The following is a 13,145-nucleotide window of genomic DNA, read 5'->3' as shown; positions in this document are numbered from 1 at the left end:
AGTGCCGCTTGCCGACACGGCAGTTCAGGAGGATTTCGCGATGGCGATCATGGCTGCGTCGTCGCCCAGGTTTCCGCCGGCGTGCCGGAGCAGGTCGTCACGGAGGCGCTGGACCAGGGACTCGGGGTCGGACGTGTCGCAGGCAGCGACCCGTTCGGCCAGTGGGTAGAAGATGCCGTCGCGGCCCCGTGCCTCGATGACACCGTCGGTATAGAGCAACAGGAGATCGCCGGGTTCAAAGGCGAAGGTCTCGACCTTGTAGTCACGCTCCGAGGGGGTGGTGAGGCCGAGGGGGAGTGCGGGCTCGCCGGCCTCCACGGGCCGGACCTTGTCGTCATGCAGCAGCAGAGGCGGAGGATGACCGCAGTTCACCATGTCGATGAACGGGCCGCCGTCGTGGATGTCCAGCACCAGCGCGGTCACGAACGACTCCTCGGCTTCCGGGTCGTCGTCCGCGGCGAGGTACATCTTGTTCCAGTAGGCGGCGTTTCCCAGGTGCGCCACGATGGCGGGCAGCGAAAGGTTGCGGTAGGCGGAGCCCTGGAAGGCCCCGAGCAGCACCGCGGCCTCCCCGATGGCATTCAGGCCCCGGCCGCGGACGTCGCCGATCACCAGGCGGGACGCGCCCGGAGCGGGCACCGCCGCGTACAGGTCACCGCCGATCTGGGCCTCGGCCTCGGCCGCGATGTACACGGACGCGATCCGCAGGTTTCCGATCCGGTCCGGCAGCGGGCGCACCAGCACCTGCTGTGCCGCGGAGGCCACCGACCGTACCTGGTCGAGCTGCCGCTCGTGCCGGTCGCGGGCATAGCGGAAGATCGTCACCAGTACGGAGATCAAGAGGAGGGCGGCGATCTGTGCCAGGTGGTTCGCCGTCATCAGACCGCCGTGCAGATGACCGATGACGACCTGCGCTGCCACGGCCAGGGCCCCGATGGCGCCGGTGACACCGGCGCCGGCGAACGAAGCGGTGATCGCGGGGGCGGCGACCAGGAACGGGCCCAAATGAATGGTCGTCGGGGTGTTGATGTCGATCACCGTGATCGCCACGATGATCGCGAGCGGGACGGCGATCAACCCGCAGCTCGGCCGCCATGACCTGCCGAGACGGGGAAGATTGTGCCGGACGCGCATATCTCCTGCTTACACCCGCGACGCCCCCCGCGCCCCGCAGGCGGCGATCATGCGTCGCGGCCCTTCAGCGGAGAGCCGTGGCCGACCGGTCGTGCGGCTGAGCATCGTCGAGTGGCGCCACCGGCGTCAGGTGCGCCCGAACCGGCTGGTCTGGTCAAGGAATTCCAGCGCCATCTCCGTGGTCACCGTGGGGCGGGTGCGGCGGATGGTCTGCAGATAGTCGCCGGTGGCCGGGCGCGCGCGGTTCCCGGAATCCAGTGTGCGCTCGAAGACGGACTGGGCGACCGTACGGGCCGCCTGCGCGATATCGGCGGGGGTGAACCCCTCGCTGGCCTCCGCGAGGGCCTCGGTGTCGGCCTCGGCCCCCGCCCTGGCCAGATAGCTCTTCCACAGCGCTCCACGGGCTTCGGTGTCCGGCGGCCCGACCGGCAGCACATAGTCGAACCGGCCGTGGCGCAGGAACGCCGGGTCCAGAGTGGCCACGTTGTTGGTGGCGCAGATCAGCAGTCTGCCGTCGCGGTCACGGAACCGCACGATCGACTTCAGGAGTTCGTTGACGACACCGGCGGCCACCGGATCGGCGCCGCTGCGCACCCCCGCGACCTCCTCGACCTCGTCGATGAAGACCAGTACGTGTTCGAGCTGGGCGAGCTGGTCGAAGCGCCGGCTCAACCCGGTCGCCAGCCCGTCCTCCAGCGCAAGCCGGGAAGGGAAGAGCTCCACGAAGGGCCAGCCCAGGCGACTGGCCACCGCCTTGGCGAAGGTGCTCTTCCCGGTACCCGGTGGGCCGAAGAGGACGACCGCCTGCGGGGGTTCGACACCGTGCTCCGCCGCGAGCTCGGGGTGGGCGAGCGGCAGGACGAGGCGGCGTTCGATCAGCCGCTTCTCCTCGGCCATCCCCGCGAGCCTCGTCCACAGCCCCGCCGGCGGCACCACTCCGCCCAAGGAGGCCAAGAGGGAGGCGTCGTGGACGGTGACCGCCGTGGTCTTCTCGAAGTAGGTGAGCCCCGGGTGGGGACGGAAGCCGGCGTGGTGCAGCGCGGCGGCACCGGGCTCGCCCTCGGGCACCACCGCGGCCAGAGTGGTCGCCCCGGCCTCGTGCAGACGGTGCTCCAGAGCGGACAGCATGGCGCGGCCCATTCCCCGGGCCTGCCACGCGGGCCGCATGCCGATCCGCAGGATCCAGGCCCGGTCGCCCTCCACGCGGCCCACCGCGGCACCCACGAGACGGCCATCGGCAACGGCGACGACGGCGGGATGGGGGGCCTGCAGAGCCGCGACGACATCCGAGAGGCGGAAGGCTCCGGGTTCATCGCCGGCCGCGACCTCGGCATCGAGCCGGACGATCGCTTCGAGATCGTCCGGAGCGAAGTCCCGCACGTGCCAGCCGGCCATGCGTATCTCCCGTCGGGGCGCTGCGTGCTGTTTCCATGATGAGCCCTGCGCCCTGGTGACGCACGGTCGCGCGGCCCCCACCCGCCTCCGGCACCTGCTGCTCACCGATGTCGCGGACGGCCGCCTCCGCCTCGATGAGCGGACCATCCGCCACCGTCGTCTCACGGTGCCCGGTCGGGGAGCACGGGAAGTACCCGGAGCGCCTGAAGCGCGGCGCCGAAGTCCGCGACGGTGCGTGGGGCCTGGAGTGAGCGGCCGGTCAGCTCCTCGACCCTGCGTAAGCGGTAGCGGACCGTGTTGGCGTGGCAGTACAGATGCCGGCCGGTCTCGGCGGCGGATCCGGCCGCGGCGAACCAGCGCTCCAGCGTCTCGATCAGCCTCGCCCGCTCCTTCTGCGGCAGATCCAGCACCTTGCCCAAAACGGCCCGGGCCACCCGGTCGGCCTCCGCGGGGGCAGCGGCGACGAGCGTCGCCAACGGGTTGTCGTCGAAGCGGGCGACGCCCGGCCTGCCCGCCGGCAGACCCGCCAGTGCCAGCCGTGCGTAATGCAGCGCCCGGGGGTGTCGCGCAGCGAGTCGTACGACGGGCTGCCCCCACACGTGCCCCGCACTTGTCGAGAACCTCCAGCGCGGCCGCCTCCGCACCGGGTGGCGGTACGGACACCACCCCGATCTGCTGGTCGGGCCGCAGACGCCAGACGGACGGGACTTGTCCGGTGCGCAGCGTCGTCTCGTCGTGCTCCCGCTGAAGCAGCAGTTCGGCCGCCGCCTCGCGGTAGGACGTGGTCATGGCGTCCGAATAGTCGCCGACCTGCCGCCACATCGCGGACGACAGCGCCACCAGAGTGTCGCTGGAGACATGGGGGTCCCGCGCCTCGGCGACCAACTCGGCCCAGAGGAAGTCGAATCCGATCCGGAAGGCGTGCAACGTGTCGGAGAGCGGGACGTCTTGAAGCGCCCGCGCCCGGCCGGTCTCCCGCGCGGTGACCAGGTCGACCGGTGCGCCCCTGCCGCGAGATGCAGCAGAGGCAACTCGACATTGCCGGAGCAGGATTCCCGCAGCGAATCGAGGGGCACCAGCGCCTCGTCGCGATAGGACTCCACCTCGTCCCGGATCCGCTGGGCCAGGCGTTCGCCCAGCTCGGGCACGCGGAGCAGAAGAGCGGATGCGACGGGGATGATCTCCTCGCGCGGCGCCCGTCGGTGCATTCGCGCAGCCTACCTACGGCTCCGTTGTCGGTGGGGACAAGGGGGCGGAGTGGAAGCGTTGCTCCCAGTCATGGGGGGCGTCGCTGACCACGGCGATGAGCGCGTCGACGTACGCGCAGCTGACCGGCCCGGAGTTCCGATCCGGCCGGTCAGATCGGCAGCAGACGCCCGATGAGGGCGCCGAGCTGCTGGGCATTGCGGCACTCGTGCATCGTGACGAGTGCGGCGTAGGCGTCGGCTGCGGAGTCGCCGGTGCCCCACTGCGAGCGCGGCTCGGGGTTCAACCAGTAGACCCGGCGGGCCCGTTCGGTGATCTGCCGCAGCGCCGCCAGGTTCGGGTCGCTCATGTTCGTACGGGCGTCACCGAGGACGAAGACGGATGTGCGCGGGCCCAGCGCGTCGAGGTACCGCTCCGCGAACTCACCGAGGGCGGCGCCGTAGTCGCTGTGCTCGTGCCATCCCGTCACCGCCGCCTCCGTCAGAATGCGGCCGCCCAGCCCCTCCGGGTCGGCCACACCGCGCTCCATCAGGCCGGTCACCTCGTCGACACGGTTGACCAGCGCGAACACCCGCACCTTGCTGAACTGGTCGTGCAGCGCCTGGATGAGCAGCATGGTGAAGTTCGCAAAGCCCGCCACCGAACCGGACACATCACAGAGCAGCACGAGCTCGGGCCGGGCCGGACGGCGTCGGCGGAGGACCGGCCGCATCGGCACACCGCCCGTCGACAGGGAGCCGCGCACGGTCCTGCGCAGATCGATCCGGCCCCGTGCCGCGCGCCGGCGCCGTGCGGTCAGGCGGGTGGCCAGTTTGCGGGCGAGCGGCCGAACCGTCCTGCGCAGTTCGGCGAGTTGGGCGCGTCCGGCGAGGAGGAAGTCGACCCGGTCTGCGGTCGGTGCGACGGCGCGGCGTGCGATCTGGTCCGTACCGCGCCGCTCGGCGACCCGGCGGCGTGCTTCGCCGCGCACCTGCTCACGGAAGCCTTCGATACGCCGCCGGATCTCGTCCGCCGCCAGCCGGTCGGTGAATGCGGGCCCCTCGGCGCCGGTGCGGAGGGCCGCGAGGACGCGCGCCAACAGGGTCTCCGGGCGCAGCCGGTCGAGCGTCTGGTGCGCCGACCAGCCGTCAGCGGCCGGCGACGAGCCGTATCCGCCCAGGCCCTGCACCGCCTCGCCCGCCAACTGGCCGAGCAGCGCCCGGTCGTTGGCGGCGAGCGCGGCCGCCAGCCGTTCGCGCAGCGCGGCCAGGTCGACGCGCTGTCCGGCTTCGGGCGGCCGGTGGTCTCCGTCCGGTGCCCCCATGCCGCGCGGAAGGTACAGGTCGAAGACCGCGTCGAAGGTGGCCCGTTGCCCTTCGCTGTGGAGCAGCGCGGCCGCCAGGCCCTCCCGTACGTGCTCCCGGTCGGCCAGGCCGAGCGCCTCCAGCGCCTGCGCCGCGTCCACGGTCTCCCCGGTGCCGATCCGGATGCCGTGTGTGCGCAGTGTCTGTACGAGCCCGGTCAGCCGCTCGGGGACACCGGCCGCGGCCGGCGCGTTCACACCGCTTCCAGGTCGAGCTTGGCCGCCGCCTTGAGTATGTCGTCCTGATGCTTGAGAACCACCCCGAGACTCTCGCGCACCACGCTCTCGTCGAGGGTGTCGGCGCCCAGGGCAAGCAGCGTACGGGCCCAGTCGAGGGTCTCCGCGACCGACGGCACCTTCCGCAGATCCATCGCGCGCAGCGCGCCGACCACCCGCACCACGGACTCGGCCAGCGCCGCGTCGAGCCCCGGCACCTTCAGCCGTACGATGCGGCGCTCCAACTCCTCCTCGGGGAAGCCGATGTGGAGGAACAGACAGCGGCGGCGCAGCGCCTCGGACAGCTCTCGGCTGGCATTCGAGGTGAGCACCACGAAGGGGCGGCGTGTCGCGGTGATGGTGCCCAGCTCCGGCACGGTGACCTGGAAGTCGCTGAGCACCTCGAGCAGCAGCCCCTCCACCTCGACGTCCGCCTTGTCGGTCTCGTCGATCAGCAGCACCTTCGGATCGCTGCCGCGGATGGCTGTCAGCAGCGGACGCGGGAGCAGGAACTCCTCGCCGAAGATGTCCGTCCGTGTCGCGTCCCAGCTCTCGTCGCGGCCCGCGGTGATGCGCAGCAGCTGCTTGGCGTGGTTCCACTCGTAGAGTGCGCGGGACTCGTCCACGCCTTCGTAGCACTGCAGCCGGACCAGGCGCGCACCCGCGACCTCCGCGACCGCCTTGGCCAGCTCGGTCTTACCGACTCCGGCAGGGCCTTCGATCAGCAGGGGCTTGCCCAGCCGGTCGGCCAGGAAGACGGTGGTGGCGACCGCGGGCGACGCCAGATATCCGGTCTCGGCGAGGCGAGCGGAGACATCGTCGACGGATGTGAAGTACCCGGTCGTCATGCGGCGTTCTCCTGGTTCGGTCGCCGATACGTCGGCGGCTTGGGCTCCTTGGGCAGGCCGAGCAGCAGTGCGCCGACGATACCGCGCCGGATCTGCGACGATCCGGCGTGGCCGGACGGTTGCCGCTCGGCGCGCAGGCGCGGCGGTCGGACGCGGTGGCCGGCCCAGGGCGTCCTCGGCGCCACGTAAGCCCGTCGGACGCCTCCAACTGCTGGGTCTCATCTTGAGACCCTCATATGCCGGCGATATGAGGCGGACATCCTGTGCCAACCGGCCCTGCTCCATCGCCCGCACCATGGACCTGCTCGGTGACCGGTGGACGAGGGGCTGATGGAGAAACGCGCCTGGCGGATCTCGTACACGGGACGGGAATTCACCCTCCCGCTGCCCGGCAGCGAGGCGAGGCCCCTGCGTCTGTCGATGCGCGCCGAACACGACCTGCCCATCTATCTGCGGGCGCCGGCAGTCCGGCGACTGTGACGGAGCCGCGGCCCTGGTCACCGACCTGGACGCGCGGCTCACGACTCTCGGCCGGGCACCGGATCTCGTACGGGAGGTGGAGCGCACGGCGTAGCGTACGCGGATGGCCGGGACGCGTCGCCCGTCGGCCGACGCCAGGCACCCTCACCCGGCACCCGTCACCCGCCGCCCACGCCCAGCGCCGTGCTCTCGCCCCCCGACGCCAGCGCGTGCACCAGCTCGACCCGGGAGCGAATGCCGAGCGCCGCGAACACATTGCGCAGATGATGGTCGACCGTCCGGTGGCTGAGAGCCAGCAGGGTGGCGACCTCGCGGTTGGTGCGCCCTTCGGCGACATGGCGTGCCACCCGGAGCTGCTGTGCCGTGAGGCCGGTGAGCGGCCGCGGACGGGTGCCGGGTTCGGCCTGGCCGGCCGCCCGTAACTCCTCCCGGGCCCGCTCTGCCCACACCGCGGCTCCGCACGATTCGAAGAGCAGCCTGCTGCCCCGTAGGTGCACGCGCGCCTCACCCGGCCTGCGGTGGCGCCGCAGATACATGCCGTACGACAGCTTGATACGGGCCGGCGTGAAGCCGGAGCCCATCCGCTCCGCGCCGGCGAGTGCCCGGTGGAAGTACGCGTCAGCGGTTCCGCGGTCGGCGAGCAAGGCCTGGCAGTACAAGGTCAGGGCCTTCATCTGCCGGTCGCCGCTGGTCCTGGCCCAGCCCTCCAAGGTGCGCAAGGCTGCCCGCGCCTGGTGAAGGTCTCTCTCCCGACCCGGTGCCGGCGCATCCGGACAGGCCAGGGCCACGGCTTCGACAAAGCTGGGGATCACGCGCACGTGCCACGCGAAGTGCCGCAGCCCCGAGCCGCCCCGGACGAGGGGGCGGAGCCGTTCGAGGGCCTCCCGGGGCCGGTTGTGCGCGAGATCGAGCAGGCCGAGACTCCATGTGGCCATCAGGGCCGGAACCATGAGGCCGTGCGCCTGCGCGGTGGCCAGCGCCGCCCGCATGTGGCTGCCGCAGTCGGCCGAGTCTCCGCGCAGCGCAGCCGTCATCGCGAGGGTGCTCCGCAGCTGAGACGCGGAGTTGTGGTGACCGTGGGCGATCGCGATCGGCAGGCCGCGCCGCGCATGGGAGGCGGCGCGCGGATAGCGGTCGGCGGCGAGTTCGACGAGTGAGAGGTGGCCGAGGACCGCGGGGAGCGCTGCAGGGTGCGGCTCGACGTGGGCCAGTGCGCGCGTCGAGAGGTCCCGCGCATCCGCCAGCTCGCCGAGCGCCAGGGCGGCGCGGGACGCGTGGAGGAGCGCGTCCGGACCGTCGTCGCCGGCGGCGGGGCGCGAGGCCGCGCGAAGCAGCGTGACGGACAGTGGGCCATCGCCCTCCAGCGCCGCCGCGACGCCGCGGTGATAGTCACGCACAGGTCCGGGCGCCGCGGCGCGGGTGCCGAGGTGCTGTGCCGTCGCGAGATATCCGGTACGGTCGCCGGCCGTCCAGCTGGCGTCGGCGGCCCATGCGAGAGCGGTCACCTCGTCGTCCGCCCGGCCCGCTCCGTGCAGCATCGTGGCGGCCAGCAACAGCGCTTCGCGCGCATCGGGCGCTCCACCCCCGCGCAGCGCATGCATCCCGCGGGTCAGCTCCGCCTCTCCATGGCGGGTGGCGCCGGATCGCAGCTCGGATGCCTGCGCGAGCAGGGCCGTGGCCCGTCGCGACGATCCGGCGAGCTGCGCGTGGCGTGCCGCCGAGGCGAGTCGCTCGGCGTGTGTCGGCGGCTCCGTGTACGCGGCGGCCCGGGTGAGGGCGAGGGAGCACCGGAGATGCAGCCGCCGCCAGTGCGCGGACTTGACCGTGCGGGGGAGTAAGGCTCGGTAGGCGCGCACGTCGCTCCTCCTGGTTCCGACGCCGATCGTCGAGTACGGGATGAAAAGCAAGTTACTAGTAAGTAAATCCCCTGACGAGGTGGGAAGTTGTCCCGCCCACGCGGGCGGCACCGCGGAAAACACCACTCGACGCGGCGAAACCCGCTGGTCAACGAGGCGCTGGAGGCTCCCCTCCGCCCAACGCTGTGCCAGGAAACAACAGTTGATCGAAAGTGTTGTGCACGGGGCCGACCGCCGTATGACACAGAGGACCGAAGCCCAGCTCACACACGGTCACACGAGCCCCCGGGCGACCCGCCGTCCGTCCCGTCCCCGATCACCCCGGTGATTTCACCGATGCGCACTGCATACGTACGGCCGCATGCTCACCGCAATCCACACCTGCCCGGAGGAACGCATGCGAAGAATCATCAGTGCGCTGGCCGTCACGGCCGCCGCGGCCGCCACGTTGACGGCGGTATCGACCGGCACCGCCGAAGCCGCTCCGCCGCACACCCCCGTGGTGTTCGTGCACGGCTACCTCAATACCGGCGTGGTCTGGGCGCCGGCGCGTGCCGCGTTCCAGGACGCCGGATACAAGAACAGTGAACTCTTCACGTACTCCTACGACTTCAACGCCTCGAACAAGGTGAGCGCGCGGGGCCTCGCCGCTTTCGTCGAGAAGGTGAAGGCCGACACCGGCTCGGACAAGGTCGACATCGTGAACCACTCCATGGGCGGCATGGTGTCGCTGTGGTACGTCAAGGAGCTGGGCGGGGCGTCGAGCGTCGCGCACATCGCCTCGCTGGCGGGTGCCCATCACGGCACGTACACCGCCGGGCTCTGCAGCATCGCCTTCGCTTCGTGCAAGGAGATGACGCCCGGCTCCGACTTCCTCAACACCCTCACGTCCGGCGACGAGACGCCCGGACCGGTGGAGTACCGCACCTGGTACTCGCCCTGCGACGGCGTGATCAACCCGTATACGAGCACCAAGCTCCAGGGCGCCACCAACACCCTGCTGCCGTGCGAGCCCCACTTCGGCTATCTGGCCGACAGCCGGCTGCTGTCCCAGGTCGCGGCCTTCACCGCGGCGTCCTGAGCCGCGGCCGAGGACGATCCCCCGGCCGGTCCACCGCAGATCGCCTTCCGCGGACCGGCCAGGGGGAGACCGTCGACGCTCACGCTCTCACCACAGGGCCTTGGCTACAGCTTGCCGTCGCCGGCGGGCTTGCGGGTGACGGGGTTCGGTCCACCGACGGCGTTCAGCACGGCTTGCCCCTGATTGTCGACGAACTTGGTGAACAGCTGCTGGGCATAGCCGAAGATGATGGCCCACGCGATGATCTGGGCCGACGAATCGAGCGCGCTGAGGCCGGGGATGAAGCCACCGCGCATCAGCAGCAGCCCGAGTACGGCCGTCAGCGCCCCGGTCGGCAGTTTCAGGAGCGCCAGGACCACCGGTACGTCGTACGGCAGCGACGTTCCCCTGATCCGCCGCAGCGTCGCCGCGGCCGCGATGGCTGCGGACACGACACCGATGAGCTCGATGACGAGGAAGTCCTGGCCCTCCGCGACACCCGCGATCTGCTGGGTGTCCGGCGGGTGCGCGAACTTCGCGCTCCCCGTCGGGCAGACGACCTGGAACCCGCCGTCCGACGGGGCGAAGCACAGCGGCACCATGTGCGGCCATTTGATGCCGGCCAGCGCGACGACGACCGCGGTGATCAGCAGGCCCAGGGTCACCGCCGTGACGATCCGTACGAAGCTGCGGACGCGCAGCGTCTCCTTCTGGCGGAGGCGACGGGCAAGGCTGAACGTCTCGGCAAGAACGGCGCGCTGTCTGAGGTCGAGCGTGCCCGCTTTGCGGACCTCGCGAGCGATTTCCGTGACTTCGATCCGCTGTGGGTCGCTGGGAGCGAATTGCTGTTCGACGAGAGTCAGCAGGCCGGGAAGCAGCCCCTTCACCTCATCGAGCGGGGACAACCACACCATGAGGTTCTGCGCGGCGTCGAGATGCGCCTGCGCGGAGCCCAGGTGTGCCGCGCGCCTCATGGCGGGGTGGCTGTCGTGCGCGAGCGTATCCTTGGCCGCTTGCAGCTCTTCCTGGGCCTGCGCTCGGAAGGTCTCGGCCTCCGCGGCCCGTTCCGGATCCGCCGCCGCCCGCTTCGCCGTGGCGGCGAGAACGGCCTCCAGTTCGCCGATCCGCGCGCGGATCGCCTCTTTCTGCTCCCACGGCCCCCGCTCGCAACGCGCGGCCCACCACTTCTTCTGCCGCGCCGGTTCCTGCCCTTGTGACTGGTCACCCGCCATATGCCCGACTATGGAGCGGTCCCGCCGTCCCGCCCTCCCCGACACGCTCTGAGCCCCCGGATGGGCTCTGCCCCACGGGAGCCCAGGCTGATCGCGCCTCATGCGCCATGCGCCATGGTCAGCCGTCGAGCGAGAGGGCGTTCTTGGCCCGCGTCACGGATTCCTCGGAGGCCGGACCGCCTGGGTTCTCGGTGGCGAGTGCCTGGTTGAGCGCGACGAACGGGCGCATGCGGTTCTCGTAGTGGGCGAACGCGGCACGGTGGTCGCCGCCCGCCCGGCCGAGTGCGTCGGCCAGTACATGGGCGCCGACCAGGGCCAGGCTGGTCCCCTGCCCTGACAGTGCGGACGCGCAGTACCCGGCGTCCCCGAGCAGCACCGTCCGGCCGTGCGACCAGTGCTCCATCCGGATCTGGGCCATCGCATCGCAGAAGAAGTCGGGCGCCTCCCATGCCGCCTTCGTCAGCCTTGTCGCCTCCCAGCGCAGGGAGGCGAGCCGGTCGGTGACGGTCTGCCGGAGCCACTCGGGGTCGCGGTGGTCGCCGTCGAGCGGTTCGGACCGGAAGCCGAAGGCGATCCTCAGCTCGGTGTTGTCGCGTACGGGCATGATGCCGAAGCCGGCGTCGCCGTCCCTGAGCCAGACCTGCCAGTTGTCCAGGTCCAGGAAGTTGTCCGCGCTGAAGACCGACAGGTAGGTGCCCAGGTGGTGGGAGAACGTCTCCTCCGGGCCGAAGGCCAGACGCCGTACGGTCGAGTGCAGTCCGTCGGCCCCCACCACCAGGTCGAAGGTGCGGGACGCCCCGTGTGCGAAGTCCGCGCGTGCTTGGTGCTCGTCCTGTTCGAGCGCCGTGATGCTGTCCCCGAAGAGGTACTCCACATCGTCGCGGGTGTGCTCGTGCAGCAGCCGCACCAGATCCTCGCGCAACAGCTCGATGTCGTCGCTGTCGAGCCGGCCGCTGCTGAAGGTCGCCTCGGTGGAACGCTCGATCTCCGTGCCGTCGGCGTCGAGCATCGACATCCCACGCATCCGGGTACGGACCTGCCGCGCCTGGTCCAACAGGCCCATCCGGGCGACGACATCGAGTGCGACACCGCGGATGTCGATCGCCTGACCACCCTGGCGCAGCCCGGGGGCGCGCTCGATGACGGTGGGCGCGAAGCCGCGACGGTGCAGCAGGCAAGCAAGTGCGGACCCGGCGATTCCGCCGCCGGAGATGAGTACGGTCTGCATGATGAAGCCCCTTTCGGACGATGTACACGCTGAATGTACGACGTACGCGCAGCCCCGCCAACTGCCCTTTTCCTGGGGCCTGTACTAGGTCAGGAGCCTGGTCGGCGACATCGATGCTGGTAGGTTCTGCACTAGTACAGGTTTGCGGCCTGAGAAAAGTGACCTGAAAAGAAATACGAGGAGGGCCGGGGCATGGCTGGGAATACCGATCCGCCCTATCTGCGCATCGCCACGGAGATCCGGCGGCGCATCAGGGACGGCGAACTCGCCCCAGGTGACCGGGTCCCGTCGACCCGTCAGATCTCCAGGGAATGGGGCGTCGCACTCGCCACCGCCACCAAGGCGCTGACCGTCCTGGGCCTGGAAGGGCTCGTGGAGGCCCGCCCTCGTATCGGCACCGTCGTGGCCGCCGGCGCCACCCCCGTCCCGCCGAAGCGGCGTACCCCCACCGCCCCCGAGCACGATCTGACCCGTGAGCGGATCGTCCGTGCCGCCATGGAGATCGCCGACGCCGAAGGGCTGACCGCGCTGACCATGCGCGGCGTCGCCGCCCGGCTGGGCGTGGCCGCCATGGCCCCCTACCGGTACGTCACCAGCAAGGACGACCTGGTCCTGTTGATGGCCGACGCCGCCTTCGGTGAGGGGGTCTACCCGGCCACACCTCCCCACGGCTGGCGGGCCCGTCTGGAACTCGGCGCACATACGCTGTGGACGGTGTTTCGCCGGCACCCCTGGCTGGCGCAGCTCAGCCCGCTGACCCGCCCCTTGATGCTGCCCAATCTGATGGTCCATGCCGAGTGGGCGCTCAGCGCCCTGGACGGCCACGGCCTCAACCCGGCGACCATGCTCGAACTGCACGTCCTCCTCTACAGCTATGTCCAGGGCATCGCGATCAACCTGGAACAGGAGGCCCAGGCCGAGGCCGCCACCGGCCTGACCGAGGACCAGTGGATGGACCGGCAGGCCGACGCGCTTCAGGCGATCGTCACATCGGCCCGGTACCCCGTCTTCACCAAGGTCGTCAGCGCTTTCACCGACGGCTACGACCTGCGCCTCGACGAGCTGTTCGCGTTCGGCCTGGGGCCGCTGCTCGACGGCTTCGCGGTCATCGTCGAAGGCTCGTCGACGCCCCGTCACTAGCCAAGGCG

The 13,145-nt window shown here is 70.8% G+C and carries 12 protein-coding genes and 1 pseudogene; 3 read left to right on the top strand and 10 right to left on the bottom strand.

Translation table 11 applies throughout. The features are described 5' to 3' along the window. Window positions 1-24: 24 nt before the first annotated feature. The 7 genes and pseudogenes from KI385_RS05115 to KI385_RS05090 all read right to left on the bottom strand — a co-directional run bounded on the left by KI385_RS05115 (window position 25) and on the right by KI385_RS05090 (window position 6,326). A complete protein-coding gene (locus tag KI385_RS05115) occupies window positions 25-1,134 on the bottom strand; it encodes a PP2C family protein-serine/threonine phosphatase (RefSeq protein ID WP_238571028.1) in 1,110 nt (369 codons plus the stop codon). Between the two features lie 126 nt (window positions 1,135-1,260). Next, window positions 1,261-2,529 carry an ATP-binding protein gene (locus KI385_RS05110; RefSeq protein WP_238571027.1) on the bottom strand — a complete coding sequence of 423 codons (1,269 nt, stop codon included), beginning with the start codon at window positions 2,527-2,529 and terminating at the stop codon, window positions 1,261-1,263. A 161-nt stretch (window positions 2,530-2,690) separates the two neighbouring features. Next, window positions 2,691-3,128 carry a PucR family transcriptional regulator gene (locus KI385_RS05105; RefSeq protein WP_238571026.1) on the bottom strand — a complete coding sequence of 146 codons (438 nt, stop codon included), beginning with the start codon at window positions 3,126-3,128 and terminating at the stop codon, window positions 2,691-2,693. Window positions 3,129-3,327: 199 nt separating this feature from the next. Continuing rightward, window positions 3,328-3,737 (bottom strand): annotated as a pseudogene (locus KI385_RS44900) (RsbRD N-terminal domain-containing protein); the annotation flags it as partial. A gap of 149 nt (window positions 3,738-3,886) precedes the next feature. After that, the gene (locus KI385_RS05100) at window positions 3,887-5,275 is read right to left on the bottom strand and encodes a vWA domain-containing protein (RefSeq protein ID WP_238571025.1); all 1,389 of its coding nucleotides are present in this window, start codon (window positions 5,273-5,275) and stop codon (window positions 3,887-3,889) included. Further along, window positions 5,272-6,141 carry an AAA family ATPase gene (locus KI385_RS05095; RefSeq protein WP_238571024.1) on the bottom strand — a complete coding sequence of 290 codons (870 nt, stop codon included), beginning with the start codon at window positions 6,139-6,141 and terminating at the stop codon, window positions 5,272-5,274. Before KI385_RS05095 ends, KI385_RS05100 begins: the two co-directional genes overlap by 4 nt. Next, window positions 6,138-6,326, bottom strand: coding sequence for a hypothetical protein (locus tag KI385_RS05090; protein WP_238571023.1), 189 nt, complete (start codon window positions 6,324-6,326; stop codon window positions 6,138-6,140). Before KI385_RS05090 ends, KI385_RS05095 begins: the two co-directional genes overlap by 4 nt. 145 nt (window positions 6,327-6,471) lie before the next feature. Between KI385_RS05090 and KI385_RS05085 the strand changes: the two genes are divergently transcribed. Then, entirely contained in the window at window positions 6,472-6,621 is a 150-nt protein-coding gene (locus KI385_RS05085; protein WP_342593435.1) for a hypothetical protein, read from the top strand. A 158-nt stretch (window positions 6,622-6,779) separates the two neighbouring features. Here KI385_RS05085 and KI385_RS05080 read toward each other — a convergent pair whose 3' ends face one another. Further along, on the bottom strand, window positions 6,780-8,477 hold the full coding sequence (locus KI385_RS05080; protein WP_238571022.1) for a LuxR family transcriptional regulator: 1,698 nt from the start codon (window positions 8,475-8,477) through the stop codon (window positions 6,780-6,782). Between the two features lie 397 nt (window positions 8,478-8,874). On the opposite strand from KI385_RS05080, the gene KI385_RS05075 reads away from it, so the two are divergent. After that, window positions 8,875-9,558, top strand: coding sequence for an esterase/lipase family protein (locus KI385_RS05075; RefSeq protein WP_238571021.1), 684 nt, complete (start codon window positions 8,875-8,877; stop codon window positions 9,556-9,558). Window positions 9,559-9,662: 104 nt separating this feature from the next. Here KI385_RS05075 and KI385_RS05070 read toward each other — a convergent pair whose 3' ends face one another. Together KI385_RS05070 and KI385_RS05065 are read right to left on the bottom strand one after the other, a co-directional pair. Beyond that, window positions 9,663-10,769 carry a hypothetical protein gene (locus KI385_RS05070; protein WP_238571020.1) on the bottom strand — a complete coding sequence of 369 codons (1,107 nt, stop codon included), beginning with the start codon at window positions 10,767-10,769 and terminating at the stop codon, window positions 9,663-9,665. Window positions 10,770-10,887: 118 nt separating this feature from the next. Further along, the gene (locus KI385_RS05065; protein ID WP_238571019.1) at window positions 10,888-11,997 is read right to left on the bottom strand and encodes an FAD-dependent monooxygenase; all 1,110 of its coding nucleotides are present in this window, start codon (window positions 11,995-11,997) and stop codon (window positions 10,888-10,890) included. A 192-nt stretch (window positions 11,998-12,189) separates the two neighbouring features. Here KI385_RS05065 and KI385_RS05060 point away from each other — a divergent pair, with 192 nt between their 5' ends. Further along, a complete protein-coding gene (locus KI385_RS05060; protein WP_238571018.1) occupies window positions 12,190-13,137 on the top strand; it encodes a TetR/AcrR family transcriptional regulator C-terminal domain-containing protein in 948 nt (315 codons plus the stop codon). The last annotated feature ends 8 nt before the right edge of the window (window positions 13,138-13,145 follow it).

It is taken from the genome of Streptomyces inhibens (genome assembly GCF_022221585.1).
Taxonomy (GTDB): domain Bacteria; phylum Actinomycetota; class Actinomycetes; order Streptomycetales; family Streptomycetaceae; genus Streptomyces; species Streptomyces inhibens.
Note: the sequence above shows the minus strand (reverse complement) of the source record. Positions and strands in the feature narration are given on the sequence as shown.